Raw genomic sequence first — 22,396 nt, forward strand, 5'->3', positions numbered from 1 at the left:
GCAGGGGGGCGGTCCTAGTCTATGCCGTGGCACGATCGGCGAGCACGCGCGCCATTTCAGACTTCGCCTCGCGATACTGCGTGATTAGGCGCCGGCAGAGCTCCGCAGTCGTCGGCACGTCCTCGATATTCCCGACGCCGTGGCCGGCCGTGTAGATATCTTTCCAGCGCTTCTTGTTCTCCCGCGAGTCGACGATCTTGCCGGGAAGCGTCGTGCGCAGCACGTCGAGGTCGATGCCGGCGGCGAGTAGGCTCGGCGTCAGCCAATTGGCCGGCGCGCCGTCGATCGACGCGGTGAGAAAAACATCGGTGGCGCACGTGTTCAGGATCATGTCCTTGTGCGCCTGTGCCGCCATCGCTTCGCTGGTCGCGATGAAGCGCGTTCCGATATAGGCGAGGTCGGCGCCCATCGCTTCGGCGGCCAGCACGTCGCGGCCCGTGGTCTGGCCACCTGCCAGCACCACGGCAAAGCTGTCACCCAGCTGCCGCACTTCGTTCATCAGTGCGAAGGGATTGATCGTGCCGGTATGGCCGCCGGCGCCGCCAGCGACAGCGATGACGCCATCGACTCCTGCCTCCAACGCCTTCTCGGCATGACGCCGGTTGGCGATATCGTGCAGCGCAACGGCGCCCCAACCATGAATGCGTTTGATCGCGTCGCCCGGAGCGCCCTTGGACGTCAGCACGACGGGCACTTTGTATTTCTCGACCAATTCGAGATCGCCCGGATAGCGCGGGTTGGAGGCGTGCACGACGAGGTTCACCGCCCAGGGCGCGGGCTGTCGGCCGGCATCCTCGAGACGTTTCATGCCCTCGACCATCTCGTCGAGCCAATGCTGGAATTCCTCGCGGCTGCGGGTGCCGTGCGCGGGAAAGCTTCCCATGATGCCTTCGCCGCAACAGGCGAGCGCCAGGGCAGGGTTGGATACGAGGAACATCGGGGCGGCAATGGCGGGGATCGCCATGCGCTCCATCAATCTCTGTACGTCAGCGCGTGGCATGGTCGATCTGGTGCGGTTTGTGCTTCCGCCTTGCGGCAGTTGTGGTGGCAGTCATTTCACTCGTCTCGGCACATGGTGGCCTGTGCTAGGGTCGCGGTCCACGGAGGACTTCATGGTACAGACCGGCAATCATAAGGGGCTCACATTCGGCATCTTCCTGGCGCCGTTCCATCGCGTGGGCGAGAATCCGACGCTCGCGATGGCGCGCGACATGGAGTTGATCGAGTGGATCGACGAGCTGGGCTTCGACGAAGCCTGGATCGGTGAGCACCACTCCGCCGGTTGGGAAACCATCGCGTCGCCAGAAGTGTTCATCGGCGCCGCCATCGAGCGCACGCGGTACATCCGGCTGGGCTCGGGCGTGACCAGCCTGCCGTATCACCACCCGCTGATGGTGGCGAACCGCTTCGTGCAGCTCGATCACATGTCGCGCGGCCGCACCATGCTGGGCTGCGGCCCAGGCGCGCTGCCATCCGATGCCTACATGATGGGCATCGAACCCTCGACGCAGCGGCCGCGCATGGAAGAGGCGCTGGCAGCCATCATGGCGCTGCTGAAGTGCGAGGAGCCGGTCACCATGAAGACCGACTGGTTCGAGCTGAAGGAAGCGCGACTGCATCTCGCGCCCTACAGTTATCCGCATTTCCCGATCGCCTGTGCCAGCACCATCACGCCCTCGGGCATGATCGCTGCCGGCAAGCACGGGCTCGGCGTGCTGTCGATCGGCGCTGGTATTCCCGGCGGACCTGAGATGCTCGGCAAGCAGTGGGGCATCTACGAGGAGACGGCGGCCAAGCACGGCCAGACGGCCGATCGCGGCAAGTGGCGCGTCGTGGTGAATGCCCATATTGCCGAGGACGACGAGCAGGCGCTGCGCGAAGTCCACACCGGTGAGCGTCGCGAGACCGTGACCTACTTCGAGGACACGCTTGGCCGCCCGCCGGGCCGCGCCGACGATCCGTTACGTGACGGCGTGAAGATGGGCACGACCCTGGTCGGTAGCCCCGACACGGTCGCCAAGGGCATCGAGCGACTGCTCGGCTTCTCCAATGGCGGGTTCGGTGGCGTGCTGTTCCGTGCCCACGAATGGGCGACGCGCGAGCAGACGATGCGCTCCTATGAACTCTTCGCGCGCTATGTGATGCCGCGCTTCCAGGGTTCGCTCGACACGATCGTCAATTCGAACCAGTGGGCCAAGGACAACCGCAAGGGTATCTTTGGTCCCAACGTGGCCGCCGTGAAGAAAGCCTTCACCGATGCCGGCCGCGAGGCACCGGAAGAGTTCCGCGCCCGCACACCCGGCGCGCGCGACGTGGCCAACGACTGATCGTTGTTCCTAACGAAGGCTAGAACGTCTTCTTGTCGCCGGGGTTCATCTCCAGAACCTCGGTGGAAGTCTGGCCCAAGGCCGCCTTGTATTCGGCTGGCGTTCCGCGGAGGAACGGGTTGGTTCCGTAGTGGACCGGCAGCGCCATCTTGGGCTTCAGCATTTCCTTGGTGGCGTAGGCGGCATCCTTGGGGCTCATGACGAAATGGCCGCCGATCGGGATCAGGATCAGGTCCGGCTTGTAGTAGTCGCCGATCAGCTTCATGTCGCCGAACAGGCCGGTGTCGCCCATTTGGTAGATCTTGAAGCCATTCTCGAGTTCGATGATGAAGCCCACGGGTTCGCCGGCCGCATAGACCGTGTCTTTGCCAGTGGCCGGATCTTTCAGCACCATCTCCGATGAATGCTCGGCATGGACCTGGGTGATCTTCACGCCGGGGAAGGGCTCGATCGTGCCCGACTTGTTCATGCGCGGCCCCAGGTTGGCCGGCAGGACGCCCAGGGTCGTGAGGGTCTGGTTGAGGCCCGCAGGTGCCCACATCGGCACATTGTGCTTCTTGGCGAGTTCCACTGCGTCGCCGAGATGATCGCCGTGGCCGTGCGTCACCAGGATCAGGTCGACCTTACCCAACGCATCGAGGTTCTTGAGCTCTTGCGGCGTCTTCGGATTCGCCATGATCCAGGGATCGATCATGATCACCTTGCCGCCCGCCGTGGTGAGCTTGAAGGCGGACTGGCCGAACCATTGCAGCTCGGGCTTGCCTTGGGCGTGTGCGGCGCTGAACCACAGGCTTGCACCGAGGATGAAGGCGATGAGACGGACCATCGTGGTTCTCCCTGACTTTATTTTGCAAAGCCTAACATGGTTCTTCAGGGCGGAAGTTGTCGCTTTTCCGTGAGCCGCTCCTCGGCCACGATGCAGCGCAGCATAAAAGAGGAGAAAGCCCGCCGATGAGCATCAAGGGCAAAGCGTATATTGCCGGCATCTACGAACATCCGACGCGCCTTGCGAAGGATCTCTCGCTGGCCCAGATCCACGCGGAAGTGGCCAAGGGCGCGCTGGAGGATGCAGGTCTCACCAAGGACGATGTCGACGGTTATTTCTGTGCCGGTGACGCGCCGGGTCTCGGCCCGATGTCGATGGTCGAGTACATGGGCCTCAAGGTCCGCCACGTCGATTCGACCGACACTGGCGGGTCGTCCTATGTGCTCCATGTCGGCCACGCCGCCGAGGCGATCGCCGCGGGCAAATGCAAGGTGGCGCTGATCACGCTCGCCGGCCGGCCGCGCGCCGAAGGCATGGCAACTGGCACCGTGCCGCGCAGCCGCGGCGGCACGCCGACGCCCGATGAGCCCTTCGAGTTCCCCTACGGGCCGACCGTCGTGAACATGTACGCGATGTGCGCCATGCGCCACATGCACGAATTCGGTACGACCTCCGAGCAGCTTGCCTGGATCAAAGTCGCCGCTTCGCACCATGCGCAGTACAACCCGCATGCCCTCCTGAAGGACGTGGTCACGGTCGAAGACGTCGTGAACTCGCCGATGATCTCCGACCCGCTGCACCGGCTCGACTGCTGCGTCATCACCGACGGTGGTGGCGCGATCGTGGTCGTGGCGCCGGAGATCGCGGCCAAGCTCAAGCAGCCGAAGATCAAGCTGCTGGGCGCGTCTGAGTTCATCAAAACCCAGATGGGCGGCAAGGTCGATCTCACCTATTCGGGTGCGCGCTTCACCGGCGCGGCGGCCTTCGCCGAGGCAGGCGTGAAGCCCGCCGACATCAAGTACGCCTCGATCTACGACAGCTTCACCATCACGGTGCTGATGCAGCTCGAGGATCTCGGCTTCTGCGAGAAGGGCCAGGGCGGCCGTTTCGTGGCCGACGGCAACCTGATCTCGGGCACCGGCAAGCTGCCGTTCAACACCGACGGCGGCGGGCTCTGCTCCAACCATCCCGCCAACCGCGGCGGTCTCACCAAGGTCCTGGAGGCAGTGCGCCAGCTCCGCGGCGAAGCGCACCCCAAGGTGCAGGTGAAGAACTGCGACCTCGCCATCGCGCACGGCACCGGCGGTTCGCTCGGCCTGCGCCACGGCAGCGCCACCGTCATTCTGGAAAGGGAGTAAGTCATGGCCGACACCAAAGAGCGCAAGTTGCCGGCCCCGGCGATTAGCCCCGAGACGCAGGCCTATTGGGATGCGGCAGGTAAGGGCAAGCTGCTGGTGAAGAAGTGCACGGCCTGCGGCGAGGCGCATCACTATCCGCGGCCTATCTGCCCATTCTGCTTCAGCGACAAGACCGAATGGACCGAAGCTTCGGGCAAGGGCACGATCTACTCCTTCAGCGTCATGCGCCGCGCGCCGGTGCCTTACGCCATGGCCTATGTGACCCTGGCCGAGGGCCCCCGCATGGTGACGAACATCGTCGATTGCGACTTCGACAAGCTGAAGTGCGATCAGCCGGTGAAGCTGGTCTTCAAGCCGACCGATGGCGGCCCGCCGCTGCCGATGTTCACGCCGGCCTGACCGGCAGAGCCGCGACCGCGTCGACGAGTTCGGCGCGGTCCGAGGCAACCGCAAAGACGTAGCGATCGGGCCGCAGTATTGCGGCCCTTTTGCTGTGGAGAGACAACCAGTCCAGGCCGACGTCCGGCAGCAGCACGGCATCGGTCTGCAGGCCGTCGAGCAACGTCGCTTCGCCGACGACGGCGAAGCATTGGCCGATCGCTTCGTCCATCAATTGGCCGTCACTGAGACGAGGTTGCGGGAAGATGGTGCCGACGGGCGGCGGTGCATCGAGGCGACAGCCAGGCCCCAGTTGCGGCTGCGGATAGTCGAACATTTCCACGCCTGCCTCGAAGCGACGATCGCGCGCGCGGGCTGCCTCGTGATCGGTCTCCTGTAGTACCGCGCCCAGGCGCACGGCGAGTTCGATGAAAGTGCGGACATGCGGCAGCCGCTCGCTTTCGTAAGAATCGAGCAGCGCATCGGAGACGCCGTCTTTCACCACGGCCGTAAGCTTCCAGGCAAGGTTGGCGGCATCGCGCAGACCGGCGCACATACCCTGGCCAAGGAAGGGCGGCGTTTGATGGCACGCATCGCCCGCCAGCAGCAGACGGCCTCTGCGCCAGCCTTCCTGAACGACCGAATGGAACGTGTAGACGGCGGCGCGTTCCGGTCGGGCGTCCGCTGGCCCCAGCCAGCGCGTGATCATCGGCCAGAAGAGGTCGGGCTCGATCACACGGGCAGGATCGTCGCCCGGCATCAGCATGATCTCCCAGCGCCGGCGAAGACCACCGGGCGCGGCGCCGACATTGACGATCGTCATCGGCCGCGCCGGATCGCAGAGTTGTACTGAATAGTCGGGCAGGCTGCGCACGCGGGGTGAATTTGGATCGCAGATGAGATCGACGACCAGCCAGGGCTGATGCAGGCCGAGATCGACCCGGCGGCTGCCGATGGCGCGACGCACCAGCGAGCGCGCGCCGTCGCAGCCGACGATATAGCGCGCCTCTAGTTCATCGACAGATCCGACGTCGTGCCCCAGGTGAACCCGCACATTGGAAAAACGGGTCAGCCCGTCGCGCAGAATTCGTTCGAGTTCGGGTTGATGGAAGTACCAGTTGCCGGCCCAGCCATGCGGACCGGGTCCGTCGATGCCGCGCCGGACCATGAGCGTCCGACCTTCGGCGTTGACGAAATGCATGCCTTTCGACGAGGGGCGAGCCGCGGCGGCGATCCGATCGGCAAGTCCTGCCGCCTGAAAGGTGCGCATGATCTCGCCGTCGAAATGCACGGCGCGCGGCAAGGGATAGATCTCGCGCTCGCGGTCGAAGATATCGACCGCGAGTCCTTCTTGGCCCAGCAGGTTGGCCAGCAGGGCGCCGACCGGCCCGCAGCCGACGATGGCGACGTCGGTCAGGAGTTGAGCACTTCCCACACCCGCTCGGGCGTGGCCGGCATGTTGATGTGACGACCACCCAGCGCATCGACGATGGCGTTCATCACCGAAGGCAGGGAGCCCGCGCAGCCCGCTTCGCCGCATCCCTTGGCGCCGAGCACGTTGGTCTTGGCCGGCACCGAGTGATAGTCGACCTGGAAGAAGGGCGTATCGGAGGCACGCGGCAGGGCGTAGTCGGTGAAGCTGCCGGTAAGTGGCTGGCCTTCTTCGCTGTAGACCACGTGCTCGAACATGGCCTGACCGATGCCTTGCACCACGCCACCATGGCTCTGGCCTTCGACCAGCAGCGGATTGATGACGGTGCCGAAGTCGCCGACCATCGTGTACTTCACGACCTCGATGACGCCGGTATCGGGGTCGATCTCGACTTCCGCGACATGTGTGCCGTTGGGAAAAGCCGAGGGCGCTGACTCGTGAACATGGCTGACGTTGAGCGTGTCGGGCACACCCTCGGGCAGCACCATGCCGCCGCGCAGCTTTTCGGCCAGCTCCATGATGCCGATGCCGCGGTCGGTGCCGACGATGGTGAAGCGGCCCGTCTTGAACTCGATGTCGACCGCCGAGGCTTCGAGCGCGACGCCCGCGATCTGCTTGCCCTTGTCGATCACCTTGTCCGACGCTTCGACGATCGCCGCGCCCGACGCCATGATCGACTTGGAGCCGCCGGTGCCACCGCCTGCGATCAGCAGGTCGCTGTCACCCTGGATCAGCTTGATCCGATGGAACGGCACGCCGAGCTTCTCGGTCAACACCTGGGCGAAGGCCGACCAATGGCCCTGGCCGTAGTCGAGCGTGCCGGTGATGATCGAGACATCGCCGTTCGGCTCGAAGCGGATGCCGCCCATTTCGTTGGTGGGTGGCGCCGTCACTTCGAGATAGTCGCCGATGCCCAGTCCACGCAGCTTGCCGCGCGCCGTGCTCTCGGCCTTGCGGGCCGAGAAACCTGCGACGTCAGCCAGCTCCAGCGCCTTGTCGAGCAGGATGGTGAATTCGCCGCTGTCGTAGGTCGTGCCCGATGCTGTCTTGTAGGGCATCTCCTCCGGGCGGATATGGTTGCGGCGGCGCATCTCGACCTGGTCAATACCCATCTCGCGGGCGGCCGTGTCGATCAGCCGTTCCATGAAATAGTTGGCCTCCGGTCGCCCGGCGCCACGATAGGCGCCGACTGACGAGGTATGTGTAAAGACGACCTTGGTGGAGACCTCGATCAACGGCGTGCGGTAGATCGCGGCGAGATTGCGGGTGACGCCCATCGACCCCATCGCGGCACCGACATTGGCGAGATAGGCGCCGAGATTGGCGTAGCCCGAGAGCCGGACCGCGAGGAAGTGGCCATCCTTGTCGAGCGCCAGCTCGGCATCGAAGTCATGATCGCGGCCATGCTGGTCACTGAGGAAGGCGCCGCTGCGATCGTCGGTCCACTTGACCGGCCGGCCGAGCAGCTTGGAGGCGTGGAACAAGCCGGCATACTCCGGATAGGGCGAGCCCTTCATGCCGAACGAGCCGCCGACATTGCCGGTGAGGATGCGCATCTGCGCCGGCTTGATGTTCAGCAGCGCAGCCATCTGGTTCTTGAGGCCGAACGCGCCCTGATTGCCGGCGTAGAGCGTGTAGCGATCGGTCTTGGCATCGTAGTGGCCAGTCGCCGAACGTGGCTCCATGGCGCAGACGACGATGCGGTTGCTGATCAAGCGCAGGCGCGTGATGTGGGCGGCCCTGGCAAAGGCCTCGTCGACTTTGCCTGTGTCGCCATAGTGGAAGTCGACGCCGATGTTGCCCGGCACGTCGTCGAACACCAATGGCGCGCCAGGTTGTGCGGCGGTGCGCGCGTCGGTGACAGCCGGCAGCGATTCGATGTCGACCACCACCGCCTCAGCAGCATCGCGCGCTTGCGCCGGTGTTTCGGCGACAACAAAGGCCACTGGATCACCGACGAAGCGCACCTTGTCGGTGGCGAGCGACGGGCGCACCGGAGTCTTCATGGGGGAGCCGTCGCGATTGGGCACGGGCAGCACCGTCTTCAGCGTGCCGTAGCCTGCAGCCTCGAGATCCGCGCCCGTCCAGACACCGAGTACACCCGGCATCGTCTTGGCCTCGGAGATATCGATACCCTTGATCAGCCCGTGTGCCACCTGGCTGCGCACCATCGCGCAATAGGCCAGACCTTCGAGCTTGATATCGTCGCTGTAACGACCCTGGCCCTGCAGCAGGATCGGGTCTTCCTGGCGCGGCACGGGCTGGCCGACGCCGAATTTCATCAAATTGAGAGAGTCGGCGGCAAGAGGCGCGTTCATGGGTATCCGCTGGAAAGGAGGGAAATTTCCCGCCGATCATAGCGCAGGACCCCGGGGCGTGTGCTAGTCATTGCTGCCATGTCGAACCTTGCGTCGAACCTCGATCCCGTCACCCTGACCGTCATTCAGAACGGCCTGATCCAGGTCTGCAATGAAATGGACCTTGCTTTCGTGCGCGCGGCCTTTTCGCCGGTGATCTCGGAAGGCATGGATCGCTCCGATGGCATCTACGATGCCGCCGATGGCGCGCTTATTGCACAAGGCGAACTGGGCCTGCCGGTCTTCGTCGGCACGATGCAGTTCTCCACGCGCGCCGTGATCGAACGCGTGAAGAGTCACTATGCCGGCAAGGTCGAGCTGGGTGACATTTTCATCGTCAATGATCCCTATCTCGGCGGCACGCACCTGATGGATGTGCGGTTCGTGAAGCCGTTTTTCTACAAGGGCGAACTCTTCGCCTGGTTGGCCAATACAGGTCACTGGCCTGATGTCGGCGGCATGGTGCCCGGTGGCTTTTCGGCGAGCGCGACTGAAGTCGAGCAGGAGGGGCTGCGCCTCCCGCCGGTGAAGTTCTTCAAGAAGGGTGAGATGGATCAGGAGATCCTGTCGATCATCCTGTCCAACATTCGCATCGCCGATCAGCGCATCGGTGACATCAAGGCTCAGGCTGCCGCACTCAGCACGGGCGAGCAACGATTGACCGATCTCGTCGACCGCTACGGCGCCGCTGTCGTGAAAGCTGCGATTGCCGAGATGCGCCATCGCGCGGAGCGGCAGATGCGCGCCAAGATCGCCGGCATTCCTGACGGCATCTATGAAGGCACTTCCCAGGTCGACAGCGATGGCGTGGTCGATGAGCCGCTGACGATCTGCATGAAGATCACCAAGAGGGGCGAGGATCTAACCTTCGACATGACGGGATCGAGCCCGCCCTGCCGCGGTCCGATGAACAGCGTCATCGCCACGACCAAGTCGGCGATCTATCTCGCGGTGAAACACATCTTCCCCGACGTGCCGATCAATGCCGGCACCTTCGAGCCGCTGCACATCATCGAGCCGGAAGGCACATTCCTTTACGCAAAGTATCCGCGACCGGTGTCGGGGTGTGCCGCCGAGGTGAGCCAACGCATAGCCGAGGCGGTCTTTGCGGCACTCACCAAGGCCATTCCTGATCTATTGTTCGCCGCACCTGCCGGTACCTCGGGCAATCTCGGCATTGGCGGCTACGATCCCGAGCGCCAGCGCAACTACATCATGTATCTCTTCACGGGCGGCGGTTACGGCGGTTTCCAGGGCGGCGATGGACTCAGCAATGGCTGCTCGACCATCGGTATCTCCAAGATGCCGCCTGTCGAAGTACTGGAGCAGTTCTATCCTGTGCTGTTCGAGGAATTCTCCCTGCGCGAAGGCTCGGGCGGCGCCGGGGAGTTTCGCGGCGGCTTCGGCATCAATTACGCGATCAAGCTGCGCCGCGGCGAGGCGCGTGTCTCGATGGTGATGGATCACGGCCGCACCGGCCCGCAGGGCGTACTGGGCGGCAAGGATGGCGGTACGAACACCGTGTTGATCGAACAGAGCGGAGTGAGCTACCGGCCGCCGCACCTCTCTAAGGATCAGGATATCGAAATTGGCATCGGCGACGTGGTGCGTGTCTCTACGCCGGGCGGCGGCGGCTACGGCGATCCGGCGCGCCGTGCGCCGGCTGCCATCGTTCGTGACGTCGCCCGCGGCTACTACACGGAAGCCGAAGCGCGCGGAAAATTCGGCCAGGCGCACGCCGCAGAATGACCCAGTTCAGGCGTTCGTTCCTCGCGCTGCCGGCGCTGCTGGCGGCTGGTGACGCTGCCGCGCAGCTCGCGACCTGGTATCCACTCGAAGGCGCCGACAAGTCGTTCTTCGTCGAGATGCCTGGCGCACCGATATACAAGATCCTCGACACGGCATCGCCCGGTGGCACGCCGTTCGCCTATCACTCCTACAGTCTCGAATATCGGCGCCTTTCCTTCGTGGCGCAGACCGCGCTCTATCCTGCCGATGTCGATGTGCGTCAGCCCAGGCTCAATCTCCAATCCGTACTCGACGATCGCGCGCAGCGCCTGGCAGGCGGCAAGTGGACCCAGGTCGACTGGAAATCCCTGCAGGGCGCACCGGCCGTCGAATCGACCGGGCCGCTGGCCGGTGGCAATGCGCTGCGGCAGCTCGTTGTGTTGAAAGGCCGTCGCTACGTGTCGCTGGGCTACATGGCGCCGGCCGACGCCATGCGGGCGCCGGAGGCCGAACGTTTCTTCCGCTCATTGAGACTGCTGTCATGACATTGCCGCGTATTCACATCCTGGCACTGGGTGGAACCATTGCCACACGCCCAGATGCTTCCGGCGCCATGCAGATGGGGTTAGGTGCCGACGATCTGGTGGCCGCTGTTCCGCTGCTCGCCCAGCTCGCGGATATCCGCGCCGAGACGGTATCGCGCGTCGGCAGCCATTCGCTGTCGTTCGATCAGCTTCATGCGCTCGCGGCGAAGATCAAGGCGCTCGATGTCGATGGCGTGATTGTCACGCAAGGCACCGACACGCTCGAGGAAACGGGCTTCCTGCTCGACCTGCTGGTCGAACGCGACATCCCCGTGATCGTGACGGCGGCGATGCGCAATCCCGCGCTGACCTCGCCCGACGGTCCCGGCAATCTGCTGGCGGCCGTGCGCGTGGCCTGTGATCCCTGGGTGCGTGCCCATGCCAAGGCGCTGGGCGTGATCGCCGTGATGCTGGACGAAGTCTATGCCGCGAGCGACGTGCTGAAGATCCATCCGACGCGGCTGAATGCTTTTGCTTCACCACAGACAGGGCCGCTGGCGGCGCTGGTCGAGGATCGCGTGGTGCCGCTGTCGCTGCCCGTGCGTGCACCGGTCGAAGCCGCCCGCAGGCGGCTCGGCGCGTTGACCGATATCGGTCGAGAACAGCCCGTGGCCTTGCTGTGGATGGCGCTCGACGAGCCGGGCTATCTTCTGGAGGTATTGGTCGATCACCGCGACCAGCTCGGCTATCGCGGCATCGTGCTGGCGGCAATGGGCGGGGGGCATGTGCCAGAACGGATTGCGCCGCTGCTTACGCAACTCGCCGAGATCGTGCCGGTGGTCGTGTCGCCGCGCGCGGGTGGCGGGCCGCTGTTGCAGCAGACCTATGGCGGGCCGAGTTCGGAGATCGCTTTACGCAAGGCCGGGCTCATCTGGGGCGGGCGTCTCAATCCCCTGAAGGCGCGCGTGCTGCTTGAGACCTGCCTGCGCGCCGGCCTGGACCGGCCGGCGATCGTCGACGTCTTCGACGCCTGGGCTTAGGGCCGCGGGACTAGACGCGCGCCTGCTTCGCTTCGGCGAAGCCGTGCATGCCCATATGCCACTGCAGCGCGACGATCGTGCCTTTGATCGGCTGCAGGAGGCCGACGGACAGGCCGATTACCAGCGGCGTCCATACGATGGCGTGTAGCCAGTAGGACGGCATGTAAGCGATCTCTATGAACATCGCGAGCGGCACGATCAGGTGGCCGACCAGGAAGATCGTCAGATAGGCGGGGAAGTCGTCGGCGCGATGATGGTGCAGGTCCTCGCCGCAGACATTGCAGCGGTCGGCAACCTTCACGAAGGCGCGAAACAGGCGGCCCTCGCCGCAGGCCGGGCAGCGTCCGCGAAAGCCGCGCCACAGATAGAGACCGCCTTTGCCGGGCATTTTGTCCTCCTCCAGTTCGGTGTCTTGTATGTCCATACGGATGGGCATACATTCAAGCCTGTGTAGGAGAATTGTATGGATTGGAACCCTACAATCGACATTGCGGACGGGCCAGTTTATGAGGGCATCGTCGAAGCCCTGGATCGGGATATCACGTCGGGTCGCCTTCATCGGGGGCAGCGCCTGCCGACCCATCGCGCGCTGGCGCGGACCTTGGGGGTCGATCTCACCACGGTTACGCGCGCCTATAACGAAGCGCGACGGCGCGGCCTGACCGACGCTAGGGTTGGGCAGGGCACATTCGTGGCGGAGAGCCGGTCGCGGCCGGCGCGGGCCGCCGCTGGCATCGCCATCGATCTTTCGATGAACCTGCCGCCGCAGCCGATCGAGGCCGATCTCGAAGGCCGCATCGCGCGCGGGCTTGCGGCACTCCAGCACGACCATGGCTTCTCCGAATTCCTGAACTACCAGTATGCCGGCGGCAGCGACGCGGACCGGAGCACGGCGGCGCAATGGTTGCGTCGCCGCGTGCGCACGTCCGAGGCCGACAGGCTGCTGGTGGCGCCGGGAACGCAGACAGCGCTCACGGCTCTACTGCTTGCAACGACGAGCCCTGGCGATGTCGTGCTCGTCGATCGGCTCACGTATCCGGGATTCAAAACGGCGGCGGCAGCACTCGGTGTGCGCCTGGTCGGTGTCGAAGCAGACGAGGAGGGGATGATCCCGGAGGCGTTGGCGGAAGCCGCCCAACGTCATCGCGCGAAGGCCGTCTATCTCATCCCGACCATGCACAATCCGACGGCGGTCACCATCGGATCGTCCCGCCGTGAAGCGCTCGCCGCGACAATCCGCCGATACGACCTTCTGCTCTTCGAAGATGATGCCTATGGCAGCTTCGATCCGAAGGTGCAGCCGATCGCCGTGCTGATCCCGGAACGCAGTTATCTCGCCGTGAGCCTGTCCAAGTGCATCGCGCCGGGCCTGCGTGTGTCGTTTCTGCTGACGCCGGATCGTGCGGCGGCAGCCGCACTTGCCAATGCGATGCGCACAGTGGTGCAGATGCCGGTGCCCATGATGGTCGCGTTGGTCATGCGTTGGCTTGTGGACGGAAGCGCCGACGCGATCGTGTCGGCTGTCGCGACCGAAGCTGCGGCGAGGCAGCGGCTGGCAGCAAAGGCGCTTTCAGGGTACAATTATCGCGCGCATCCCAAAGGGCTTCACGTCTGGTTGGCGCTGCCCCCGGCATGGACCCGAGCGGAGTTCGCCGCGCATATACAGCGACAGGGGCTTGCCGTGGTCACCAGCGACAGCTTCAGCGTCGACGACCATCCCGAACACGCCATTCGCATCGCGCTCGGTGCGGCACGCAGCCGCTCTGACCTCGTCGTCGCTCTTGATCTGTTGACGACAGCATTGCGCTCACCGACTTATGCGTCGCGCATCGTCTGAGGCGATCTACCGCCAAGGAGAACATCATGTTCGAATCCTTCGATGCAGTCTTTCTCGCAAGACTGCAGTTCGCCTTCACGGTGTCGTTCCATTTCATCTTTCCGTCATTCTCGATCGGACTTGCGAGCTATCTGGCGGTACTTGAAGCGCTGTGGCTGTGGACGGGCCGCTCGGTCTATCTCGACCTCTTCAAATACTGGCTGAAGATTTTCGCGCTCACCTTCGGCATGGGCGTCGTGTCGGGCATCGTCATGTCCTACCAGTTCGGCACCAACTGGTCGGTCTTCTCCGACAAGGCGGGGCCGGTGATCGGGCCGCTGATGGCTTACGAGGTGCTGACAGCCTTCTTCCTCGAGGCAGGATTCCTGGGCGTCATGCTGTTCGGCATGAACAGGGTCGGCAAGTCACTGCATTTCACGGCCACGCTCGCGGTCGCGGTGGGCACGTTCATCTCCGCTTTTTGGATTCTGTCGGCCAATAGCTGGATGCAGACGCCGACTGGCCATGCGATCAGCGCTTCCGGCCAGTTCGTGCCGGAGGACTGGTGGGCCATCATCTTCAATCCGTCCTTCCCCTATCGTCTCGTCCATACGGTGTTCGCGGCCTATCTGACGACGGCATTGGTGGTTGGTGGCGTTGGAGCGTGGCACCTCCTGCGTGAGCGTACCAATGAAGGCGCACGCGTCATGTTCTCCATGGCGATGGGCATGATTACCGTCGTCGCGCCGTTGCAGATCTTCGCGGGCGATCAGCACGGGCTGAACACGCTGGAGCATCAGCCAGTCAAAGTCATGGCCATGGAGGGCCACTTCAAGAACTACCCTGATGGCGCGCCGCTGGTACTGTTCGGCTGGCCCGATCAGGCAGCGGGCGAGATGAAGTACTCGGTGGAGATTCCGAAAGCGTCGTCGCTGATCCTGAAGCACGCCTGGGATGCGCCGCTCAAGGGGTTCGAATCGGTCGATCGCAAGGATTGGCCACCAATAGCCGTCGTGTTCTGGTCCTTCCGCATCATGGTCGGCCTCGGCATGCTGATGCTGGCGCTGGCTGCCTACAGCCTGCTCGCGCGTGTCCGTAAGCGGCTTTACGACTGGACCTGGCTGCATCGCTTCGCTCTCGCCATGGGACCGGCTGGGTTCGTGGCCGTGATCGCAGGTTGGGTGACGACCGAGGTCGGACGCCAGCCCTTCACGGTCTATGGGCTGCTGCGTACGGTCGATTCCGCTTCGCCACTCGCTGCGCCAGCCGTCGGTGCGTCGCTGCTGGCCTTCGTCGTCGTTTACTTCATCGTCTTCGGTGCAGGCGTCTATTACATCCTGAAGCTGATGAGCCATTCGCCCCATCGCGGCGAGGAGGGGCCGGAGCGTGGCCAGCCGGTGCGCGCTGCTGGTATCACGCCGGCACCCGCGGTTGCTGAATCGATTGCCGGCGGCAAGGAGGCCTGATCATGATCCTCGGTCTCGATCTACCCACCATCTGGGCCTTCATCATCGCCTTCGCGATCTTCGCCTATGTCGTGATGGACGGCTTCGATCTCGGCATCGGCATCCTGTTCCCGGTGCTGCCTGTGGGCCGCGAACGCGACAGCGCCATGAACTCGATCGCGCCTGTCTGGGACGGCAATGAAACCTGGCTGGTTCTCGGCGGCGGCGGCTTGATGGCGGCCTTTCCGCTGGCTTACGGCATGATCCTGTCGGCGCTCTATGCGCCGATCATCGCCATGCTGCTGGCGCTGATCTTCCGCGGGGTCGCCTTCGAGTTCCGCTGGCGCGATCCCGGCCATCGTGCAGCCTGGGATTTTGCTTTCAGCCTCGGCTCGATCGTCGCGACCTTCGCGCAGGGCGTCACCCTGGGCGCGCTGCTCCAGGGCATTGCCGTCGAAGGCCGCGGTTATGTCGGCGGCTGGTTCGACTGGCTGACACCGTTCAGTATCCTGGTCGGCGTGAGTCTGGTGATCGGCTATGCCCTGCTGGGCGCGACCTGGCTGATCATGAAAAGTGAGGATTCTCTACAGGCACGTTGCTATCGGCTGGCCTTCGGACTCGGTGTAGGCGTGATCCTCGCCATGGCGGCCGTGAGTGCGGCGACACCGTTCCTGCGCGAAGCCTATTGGCAGCGCTGGTTCGCCTGGCCGCAGGTGCTGTTCACCGCGCAGGTACCTTTGCTGGTCGCCATCGCCACGGTCGTCTTTTTCTGGAGCCTGAAGCGGCTGCACCACTACACGCCGTTTCTGGTATCGCTGGGATTGTTTGCGCTGGGCCTCATCGGCCTCGGCATCAGCCTCTTCCCTTATGTGGTGCCGCCAGTCGTTACCATTTGGGATGCGGCGGCTCCGGCCTCCAGCTTGAAGTTCATGCTGGTCGGCGCGGTGATCATGGTGCCGATCATCCTTGCCTACACCGGTTATTCCTATTGGGTGTTCCGCGGCAAGACCGGCCATGAGGGCTATCACTGATGCCGGCGCCACGGCAGTGGCTGTGGTTCGTCGGTCTCTGGGTAGCCGGGGTCGGCGCCACGGCGCTCGTCGGCTACGCGATCAAGCTCTGGCTGAAGTAGCGTGCTCTAGGTCGTGCGGCGGGTCGGCCGGCAATTGAAAGCGACCGGAGCGCCGGCGATGGGCTTCAGCACGGCGGCTTCATCGCGGCCGCTCCACTCGAAGCTCGAGTCGGCATAGCGAAAGCCTTGCCCAGTGGCCTGATATTCGAGCCGCCAGGTCTTGTCGCCCTGGGTTACGGAGGCGCGGTTACGGGCATAGACCACGGTCACTTCCTTGCGACCGTCGCAAAGATAGGCAATGCCGGTGGGTGTCGCTTCATCGGGCGCGGGACGCGGGATCGTGGTCGTCACCGGCTGTTGCTGGCTTGTGCATCCAGCCACCAGAATCATCACGGCAATCGACAGACGCTTCATCGTGCGCTTTCCTCCTGCGGCGGGACCATACGCAAATCGCCGAGGAGACGGAATGCCCCTGTTCAAACTGCGCGACGGCGCCGACCTCTACTACGAGCAACAAGGTAGCGGCCCGCCGCTGTTTCTGGTTCCAGGCCTCGGCGGCGATAGCCGTTGGTGGGGCGAAAACGTCGCAGAACTTGCCCGCCGGTTCACAGTGGTCGTGCACGATCATCGGGGCACCGGCCGCAGCACCTTGTCGAAAATTTCCTACAGCGTCAGTCAGATGGCCGACGACGCGCTGCAGCTCATCGAGGGGCTGGGTTACGACAAGGTCCATTGGTGTGGTCATTCGACCGGCGGCGCGATGGGGCAGGTGCTGGCGATCGAGCATCCGGGGCGTATCGACCGCCTGGTGTTGAGCGCCACCTGGGCCAAGACCGATGCATTTTTCCGCCGGCTGTTCGACGTGCGTTCCCTGATGCTGAGGGAACTGGGACCGCTGGCCTATCTCAAGTCGAGTGCCTTGGCGCTCAACATGCCGTCCTGGGTGCGCGACCACGATGCCGACCTGGCCGCAGCCGAGGCCAAAGCTCAGGACACCATCCCTATCCCCGAGATCGTGCTGTCCCGAATTGCCGCTATCGTCGCGCACGACAAGCGTGAGCAGTTGCAAAAATTGCAGGCGCCGACGCTTGCGATCTGCGCCCGCGACGACACGGTGACGCCGCTCTACTTCACCGAGGAGCTGGTGCGGCTGATCCCTGGCGCGCGGGCCTATGTGCTGCCGGACGGCGGCCATGCATATCCGAACGTGCATGGCGGCGAATTTCGTCGTGTAATGACCTCCTTCCTGCTGGAGTCCTGACGCCTATGAAGATCGAACCGCAGATTGCCGCCGCCACTGCCGAGCTGACCGCCATCCGGCGTGATATCCACGCCCACCCTGAGCTCGGTTTCGAGGAGGAGCGGACCAGCACCATCGTGGCGCAGAAGCTGAAGGAATGGGGCTGCGAGGTCACGACCGGCATCGGCAAGACCGGCGTCGTCGGCACGATCCGCGTCGGCAACAATCCGCGCGCCATTGGTCTCAGGGCCGATATGGACGCACTGCCGATGGACGAGCACAACACCTTCGATCATCGCAGCCGTCACGCCGGTCGGATGCATGCCTGCGGTCACGATGGCCATACGGCGATGCTGCTGGGGGCCGCCAAGTATCTCTCCGCTACCCGCAACTTCGACGGCACCGTGCACTTCATCTTTCAGCCCGCCGAGGAAGGTCGCGGTGGGGCCGAAGCGATGGTGAAGGACGGGCTTTTCCAGAAGTTTCCCTGCGAGATCATCTTCGGCATGCACAACAGGCCGAAGCTCGATGTCGGCAAGTTCGCGATCCGCTCCGGCCCGCAGATGGCGGGTGGTGGCCTGTTCGACATCCACATCACCGGCAAGGGCGCGCACGGGGCGCGGCCCGAGAGTGGCATCGATCCGGTGATCATTGCGACCCAGATCATCTCGGCCTTGCAGAGCGTGGTCTCGCGCAACGTATCGCCGCTCGATTCGGCGGTGATCTCGGTGACCCAGATGCACGCTGGTGACGCTTATAACGTGATCCCGCAGGAGGCGGTCCTGCGTGGCACCATCCGCGCCTTCCGTAAGGAGACGATGGCGCTGGTCAAGGAGCGCATCGAGACGATCTCGACCGGTATCGCCAAGACCCTGGGCGGCACGGCCAAGGCCGATGTACGGGTTGTCTTCCCGCCGCTGGTGAACGATCCGAACGCCGTGAAGTTCATCGCCGACGTTGCAGCCGAGATCGTGGGCCCGGAGAACATGAACCGCGAAGGCCCCTATGTGATGGCCTCCGAGGATTTCTCCTACATGCTCGAGCAGGTGCCGGGCGCCTTCATCAACATCGGCAACGGTGGCGGTGAAGGAGGTTGCGAAGTGCACAATCCAGGCTACGACTTCAACGACGAGGCACTCACCCTGGGCTCGACCCTGTGGGCGCGCGTGGTCGAGAAGCGACTGGCCAAGGACGCGCGTTGAGCGAGCAGAATAATCACTGGCTGCTGCGGGATCTGCCGTATGCAGCCATGTTGGCCCTGGCAGTCGGTGGCATCGTGCTCTCGGGATTCCGCGGGCTCACGACCTATTACTACTGGATGGCGTTGGCGCCGGTGTATGGCTTCGCCTGCATCCTGTCGGGTTGGCGAAAGATCGACCAGACCTCGGAGCACGTTCGCCTTGTCGTGACCCAGGCGCTGCATTGGCTCGCCTTTCTCGGGGCCATGTCGCTGATGTTCATGCCGGAGGTTCGCGGCGTCGTGAACGACAATGCGATGAGTCTCGCGCTTCTGATCCTGCTGGCGCTGGGCACTTTCGTGGCAGGCGTGCATGCCCGGGTCTGGCGCATCTGCCTTGTCGGCGCGTTCCTGGCGCTTGCCGTGCCGGTAGTGGCCTGGGTCCAGGATTCGGCGATGTTCCTGTTGGTCGCCAGCATTCTGGTCATCGTGGTCGCCGCGGCGTTCCTGTGGCTGTGGCGTCGTGAGAAGGGCGGGGCATGAGCAGCCGTCCGACGGTCATCGTCTGGAGCGACTACATCAGCCCCTACGCCTTCGTCGCCAAAGCCTGGGCGTATGCGCTCGAGGCGGACTACGACCTCACGCTCGACTGGCGACCCTATACGCTCGACATCGCCTCGTTCCAGGGATCGGTCGAGCAGCGCGATCCGCATCACTGGCGACGGGTGCGCTATGCCTACATGGACGCACGGCGCTTCGCCAACAAACAGGGGCTGACCCTGATGGGGCCGAAGAAGATCTTTTATGCTCGGCCCGTCAACGCCGGCATGCTCTATGCCCAGAAGCACGGCGTATTCCGGGCCTACAATGATCAAGCCTTCGAGCGCTTCTGGCGTCGCGATCTCGATCCTGAAAGCGTTGAGGCCGTCGGTGTTCTGCTCCAGCAGTGTGGTGCGCCGAGTGGCTTCGCGGCGTTTTACGCAGGCGAAGGTGGGACCGAGCACGACAAGTTGCGTACCGAGGCCGAAGCCTCGGGCATCTTCGGCGTGCCGTCCTTCGTCTTCGACGGTGAGCTGTTCTGGGGCGGCGACCGCGTTTTCCTGCTGCGCGAGCGGCTGGACGAAAAAGGTGTCGCCCGCCGCCGCAGCAGATAGCGCGAGTTCAGCTCGGTGGGCGGTCGAGTGTGCGTTCGACCCGCTCATGCAGGTTCTTGACCTCGCCACGCTGCTTGCGCGTCTTCTCCTTGATCAGGCGCTTGGCCCGCCGGAAGGCATCGTTGACGGCGAACACGGGATCGGCAAACCGCGAGTCGGCCTGTGGCGTGTGATCGACATTTATGTCGATGTTGCCCGGCAGCACGAGATGGATGTTGATGCTGTAGAGGTTGCTGGTGCGATGGTGGCGGTCGGGCACCTGCACGACGACCTGACATGACGTCAGCCGGCCATGCAGCCGTTCCAGCGCGTCGAGGTGCTCGGAGATCAGGTTGGTCAGCGCCTCGCTGGGCGTGCTGCCCTGAAAGCTGATCCGTACGGGTGTTTCCATTGGAGCCCTCCGCTGCTTGATCACTCCCCCGTGGGGATGAACGTAGCATGACAGTGGGAGGTTGCGGACTCCAGTATCGGCTTAGACGACGCGTCTGTTAGTCGCCCACCGCGACGGCCGTGGCGCGGTCGGGACTGGCCGGCTGCACGGTACGGTGGCTCACCATGCGGTGATGGAGGGTGCGAATAGTGTCGCTGCCCCGCGTAAGACAGAGCCAGGGAAAAAGACCGTGAACGAAGCAGGCCAGCGCGCCGACCAGCATGCGGCCGCCGAAGCCGAAGGCCATGCCCATATGCTGCAGGTAGGTCTCGTTGACCGAGGCGGGATGGTCGGTGAAGCGCTGTAACATGGGAGGAATTCTACCGTTCGCAGCGGGAAACGGCTTGCTACCTTTCCGCCAAAACCGGCAAACTAGAGAATGTCATTCTCATAGAAAGCCAATGGCCGCGAAATTTTCACTCGATTCCTTCGACAAGAAGATTCTGGATTGCCTACAGGAAAGTGCCGACATGCCGCTGGCCGAGGTTGCTCGTCACGTCGGCCTGTCGACCACACCATGCTGGCGGCGGATCAATCGGTTACAGGAAGCAGGTATCGTGCGGGCGCGGGTCGCGCTGCTCGATCGCAAGGCCGTGAATGCCGGGGTAACGGTCTTCGTTGCGGTCCGGACGTCACAACACAGTGCTCAGTGGCTCGCCCGCTTCGCCAAGGCTATCGCCTCGTTTCCCGAGGTGATGGACTGCTATCGCATGAGTGGTGAGATCGACTATCTCATCCGCCTCGCTCTGCCCGACATCGAGGCCTACGACGCCTTCTACAAACGTCTGATTGCCAAGGTCGAGCTGTCAGACGTTACCTCGATGTTTGCCATGGAGGAGATCAAGTCCACCACGCGGCTCCCGCTCAACTACCTCCCCTAGCGTCCCGGGGCGACGGCCTTTAGGATCGCGCCCGTTCGCACGGCAAGATTGCAGGGGAAACGATGACTACGGGCAAAAACCGCAAGAAAGTACTGATTGTCGGCCGCATGCCGCAGGCCGGGATCGACGTGCTGAAGAAGCGTGACGATGTCGACTACGAAGTCCTGACCGACGACACGGTGCCGAGCCTGCATCCCAAGCTGAAGGATGCCAACGCGGTGACCCTGGGCGCGACGCCCTTCCGCCAGGCCGAGCTCGATGTCTCGCCGGGCATGATGGTGGTGGCCCGTCTCGGCGTCGGTTTCGACGCCGTCGAGATTCCGGCGCTGAACAAGCGCAAGATCCCGCTGATGACCACCGGCATCGCCAACTCCGTCTCGGTGGCCGAGCATGCGATGTACATGCTTCTGGCCTCGGCGCGCCTGGTGAAGAAGTACGACCGCTTCGTGCGCGAAAAGGGCTGGGGCCAGCGCCTCTCCGACCTGCCGGCCGATCTTTCGGGCAAATCGATCCTGGTGGTCGGCATGGGCCGTATCGGCTCGCGCACGGTGAAGCGCTGTGTGGCGTTCGAAATGGACGTTTCCGTGCTCGATCCGAACATCTCCGAAGCGGAGATCAAGAAGGCCGGGGCCACGAAGGTCACCGATCTCAAGGCCATCTTGCCCAAGGTCGATTTCGTGTCGGTCCATTGCCCCAAGGCGCCGGAGACTGTGAACATGTTCAACGCCGAGACACTCGGCCTCATGAAGCCCGAGGCGTTCCTGGTAAACACCGCGCGCGGCGGCATCGTGAACGAGGATGCCCTCTACACGGCGCTCTCGACCGGCAAGCTGCGCGGCGCGGGTCTCGACGTGCTCGACAAGGAGCCGCCGGATCCCAGCAACAAGCTGTTCGGTCTGGAAAATGTGATCTTCAGCCCGCACATGGCCGGCGTCACCAAGGAAGCGAGCGATCGCATGGCCGTCACCGCCGTCGAGAATATCCTCAGTGTCTTCGATGGCCGGCCAAACGCTGCCAACATCGTGAACAAAGAGATATTGGGCTGACGCCGGACCTAGTCCGGAAGCAGATCCTCGATCTCGGCATCGGTCGGAAAGCGACCGGTGTCGCGGCGGGTGTATTTCAGCTCACCATCGACGGTGACGTCGAACTGGCCGGATTTGCCGGGGCGTAGCTCGATGTCGGCCATGCCCAGCTTCTCGAGGCGTTCCCTCACACGGAGGGCTTGCGGCTTGTAGCCTCAAGCGCCGCAATATTCGATCAGCACTTTC

The 22,396-nt window shown here is 63.9% G+C and carries 23 protein-coding genes and 1 pseudogene; 15 read left to right on the forward strand and 9 right to left on the reverse strand.

The features are described from left to right. Positions 1 to 19 precede the first annotated feature (19 nt). Positions 20 to 964 carry a nitronate monooxygenase family protein gene (locus EPO50_RS08440; RefSeq protein ID WP_296342892.1) on the reverse strand — a complete coding sequence of 315 codons (945 nt, stop codon included), beginning with the start codon at positions 962 to 964 and terminating at the stop codon, positions 20 to 22. 148 nt (positions 965 to 1,112) lie between these two features. On the opposite strand from EPO50_RS08440, the gene EPO50_RS08445 reads away from it, so the two are divergent. Further along, positions 1,113 to 2,327: an LLM class flavin-dependent oxidoreductase gene (locus EPO50_RS08445; protein WP_296342894.1), complete on the forward strand. Its 1,215-nt coding sequence runs from the start codon at positions 1,113 to 1,115 to the stop codon at positions 2,325 to 2,327. A 19-nt stretch (positions 2,328 to 2,346) separates the two neighbouring features. Here EPO50_RS08445 and EPO50_RS08450 read toward each other — a convergent pair whose 3' ends face one another. After that, positions 2,347 to 3,153, reverse strand: a complete 807-nt coding sequence (locus tag EPO50_RS08450) for a metal-dependent hydrolase (protein ID WP_296342896.1) — start codon at positions 3,151 to 3,153, stop codon at positions 2,347 to 2,349. 125 nt (positions 3,154 to 3,278) lie between these two features. Here EPO50_RS08450 and EPO50_RS08455 point away from each other — a divergent pair, with 125 nt between their 5' ends. Both EPO50_RS08455 and EPO50_RS08460 read left to right on the forward strand, forming a co-directional pair. After that, positions 3,279 to 4,451 carry a thiolase domain-containing protein gene (locus tag EPO50_RS08455; protein WP_296342898.1) on the forward strand — a complete coding sequence of 391 codons (1,173 nt, stop codon included), beginning with the start codon at positions 3,279 to 3,281 and terminating at the stop codon, positions 4,449 to 4,451. Positions 4,452 to 4,454: 3 nt separating this feature from the next. Further along, positions 4,455 to 4,850, forward strand: a complete 396-nt coding sequence (locus tag EPO50_RS08460) for a Zn-ribbon domain-containing OB-fold protein (RefSeq protein ID WP_296342899.1) — start codon at positions 4,455 to 4,457, stop codon at positions 4,848 to 4,850. Here the strand turns inward: EPO50_RS08460 and EPO50_RS08465 are convergent. Both EPO50_RS08465 and EPO50_RS08470 read right to left on the reverse strand, forming a co-directional pair. Then, the gene (locus EPO50_RS08465; RefSeq protein ID WP_296342902.1) at positions 4,837 to 6,264 is read right to left on the reverse strand and encodes a bifunctional 3-(3-hydroxy-phenyl)propionate/3-hydroxycinnamic acid hydroxylase; all 1,428 of its coding nucleotides are present in this window, start codon (positions 6,262 to 6,264) and stop codon (positions 4,837 to 4,839) included. The genes EPO50_RS08460 and EPO50_RS08465 overlap by 14 nt on opposite strands. Continuing rightward, positions 6,243 to 8,543, reverse strand: a complete 2,301-nt coding sequence (locus EPO50_RS08470) for a xanthine dehydrogenase family protein molybdopterin-binding subunit (protein WP_296342904.1) — start codon at positions 8,541 to 8,543, stop codon at positions 6,243 to 6,245. The genes EPO50_RS08465 and EPO50_RS08470 overlap by 22 nt, the downstream gene beginning before the upstream one ends. 114 nt (positions 8,544 to 8,657) lie before the next feature. On the opposite strand from EPO50_RS08470, the gene EPO50_RS08475 reads away from it, so the two are divergent. The 3 genes from EPO50_RS08475 to EPO50_RS08485 are packed head-to-tail and all read left to right on the forward strand — an operon-like array spanning position 8,658 to position 11,910. Further along, the gene (locus tag EPO50_RS08475; RefSeq protein WP_296342906.1) at positions 8,658 to 10,367 is read left to right on the forward strand and encodes a hydantoinase B/oxoprolinase family protein; all 1,710 of its coding nucleotides are present in this window, start codon (positions 8,658 to 8,660) and stop codon (positions 10,365 to 10,367) included. After that, entirely contained in the window at positions 10,364 to 10,891 is a 528-nt protein-coding gene (locus EPO50_RS08480) for a hypothetical protein (RefSeq protein ID WP_296342908.1), read from the forward strand. The genes EPO50_RS08475 and EPO50_RS08480 overlap by 4 nt, the downstream gene beginning before the upstream one ends. Next, positions 10,888 to 11,910, forward strand: a complete 1,023-nt coding sequence (locus EPO50_RS08485; protein WP_296342910.1) for an asparaginase — start codon at positions 10,888 to 10,890, stop codon at positions 11,908 to 11,910. The genes EPO50_RS08480 and EPO50_RS08485 overlap by 4 nt, the downstream gene beginning before the upstream one ends. Positions 11,911 to 11,920: 10 nt before the next feature. Here the strand turns inward: EPO50_RS08485 and EPO50_RS08490 are convergent, their stop codons facing one another. Beyond that, entirely contained in the window at positions 11,921 to 12,298 is a 378-nt protein-coding gene (locus EPO50_RS08490) for a DUF983 domain-containing protein (protein ID WP_296342912.1), read from the reverse strand. Between the two features lie 75 nt (positions 12,299 to 12,373). On the opposite strand from EPO50_RS08490, the gene EPO50_RS08495 reads away from it, so the two are divergent. Genes EPO50_RS08495 through cydB form a run of 3 tightly spaced genes read left to right on the forward strand, consistent with a single transcriptional unit; the run spans position 12,374 to position 16,202 of the window. After that, positions 12,374 to 13,747 (forward strand): PLP-dependent aminotransferase family protein, encoded by a 1,374-nt coding sequence (locus tag EPO50_RS08495; RefSeq protein WP_296342914.1) that lies wholly within the window; start codon positions 12,374 to 12,376, stop codon positions 13,745 to 13,747. 26 nt (positions 13,748 to 13,773) lie between these two features. Beyond that, a complete protein-coding gene (locus tag EPO50_RS08500) occupies positions 13,774 to 15,192 on the forward strand; it encodes a cytochrome ubiquinol oxidase subunit I (RefSeq protein ID WP_296342916.1) in 1,419 nt (472 codons plus the stop codon). A 2-nt stretch (positions 15,193 to 15,194) separates the two neighbouring features. Continuing rightward, positions 15,195 to 16,202 carry a cytochrome d ubiquinol oxidase subunit II gene (gene cydB / locus EPO50_RS08505; protein ID WP_296342917.1) on the forward strand — a complete coding sequence of 336 codons (1,008 nt, stop codon included), beginning with the start codon at positions 15,195 to 15,197 and terminating at the stop codon, positions 16,200 to 16,202. A gap of 107 nt (positions 16,203 to 16,309) precedes the next feature. Here cydB and EPO50_RS08510 read toward each other — a convergent pair whose 3' ends face one another. After that, positions 16,310 to 16,657, reverse strand: coding sequence for an MliC family protein (locus tag EPO50_RS08510; protein ID WP_296342919.1), 348 nt, complete (start codon positions 16,655 to 16,657; stop codon positions 16,310 to 16,312). A 52-nt stretch (positions 16,658 to 16,709) separates the two neighbouring features. Between EPO50_RS08510 and EPO50_RS08515 the strand changes: the two genes are divergently transcribed. Genes EPO50_RS08515 through EPO50_RS08530 form a run of 4 tightly spaced genes read left to right on the forward strand, consistent with a single transcriptional unit; the run spans position 16,710 to position 19,814 of the window. Further along, positions 16,710 to 17,504, forward strand: coding sequence for an alpha/beta fold hydrolase (locus EPO50_RS08515; protein WP_296342921.1), 795 nt, complete (start codon positions 16,710 to 16,712; stop codon positions 17,502 to 17,504). A 5-nt stretch (positions 17,505 to 17,509) separates the two neighbouring features. Continuing rightward, positions 17,510 to 18,685 carry a M20 aminoacylase family protein gene (locus tag EPO50_RS08520; RefSeq protein WP_296342923.1) on the forward strand — a complete coding sequence of 392 codons (1,176 nt, stop codon included), beginning with the start codon at positions 17,510 to 17,512 and terminating at the stop codon, positions 18,683 to 18,685. After that, positions 18,682 to 19,203: a hypothetical protein gene (locus tag EPO50_RS08525; protein ID WP_296342925.1), complete on the forward strand. Its 522-nt coding sequence runs from the start codon at positions 18,682 to 18,684 to the stop codon at positions 19,201 to 19,203. Before EPO50_RS08520 ends, EPO50_RS08525 begins: the two co-directional genes overlap by 4 nt. Next, positions 19,200 to 19,814, forward strand: coding sequence for a DsbA family protein (locus EPO50_RS08530; RefSeq protein WP_296342926.1), 615 nt, complete (start codon positions 19,200 to 19,202; stop codon positions 19,812 to 19,814). Before EPO50_RS08525 ends, EPO50_RS08530 begins: the two co-directional genes overlap by 4 nt. Positions 19,815 to 19,821: 7 nt before the next feature. On the opposite strand, the gene EPO50_RS08535 is transcribed toward EPO50_RS08530, so the two are convergent. Both EPO50_RS08535 and EPO50_RS08540 read right to left on the reverse strand, forming a co-directional pair. Beyond that, positions 19,822 to 20,205 carry an HPF/RaiA family ribosome-associated protein gene (locus tag EPO50_RS08535; RefSeq protein WP_296342928.1) on the reverse strand — a complete coding sequence of 128 codons (384 nt, stop codon included), beginning with the start codon at positions 20,203 to 20,205 and terminating at the stop codon, positions 19,822 to 19,824. A gap of 97 nt (positions 20,206 to 20,302) precedes the next feature. Further along, positions 20,303 to 20,554 carry a DUF6356 family protein gene (locus tag EPO50_RS08540; protein WP_296342930.1) on the reverse strand — a complete coding sequence of 84 codons (252 nt, stop codon included), beginning with the start codon at positions 20,552 to 20,554 and terminating at the stop codon, positions 20,303 to 20,305. A gap of 91 nt (positions 20,555 to 20,645) precedes the next feature. Between EPO50_RS08540 and EPO50_RS08545 the strand changes: the two genes are divergently transcribed. Continuing rightward, a complete protein-coding gene (locus EPO50_RS08545; RefSeq protein WP_296342932.1) occupies positions 20,646 to 21,125 on the forward strand; it encodes an Lrp/AsnC family transcriptional regulator in 480 nt (159 codons plus the stop codon). Between the two features lie 62 nt (positions 21,126 to 21,187). Then, the gene (locus EPO50_RS08550; protein ID WP_296342934.1) at positions 21,188 to 22,171 is read left to right on the forward strand and encodes a hydroxyacid dehydrogenase; all 984 of its coding nucleotides are present in this window, start codon (positions 21,188 to 21,190) and stop codon (positions 22,169 to 22,171) included. Positions 22,172 to 22,179: 8 nt separating this feature from the next. Here the strand turns inward: EPO50_RS08550 and EPO50_RS08555 are convergent. Next, positions 22,180 to 22,350 (reverse strand): annotated as a pseudogene (locus tag EPO50_RS08555) (Rdx family protein); the annotation flags it as partial. Positions 22,351 to 22,396 lie beyond the last annotated feature (46 nt).

Source organism: Reyranella sp., assembly GCF_004297405.1.
GTDB lineage: Bacteria > Pseudomonadota > Alphaproteobacteria > Reyranellales > Reyranellaceae > Reyranella.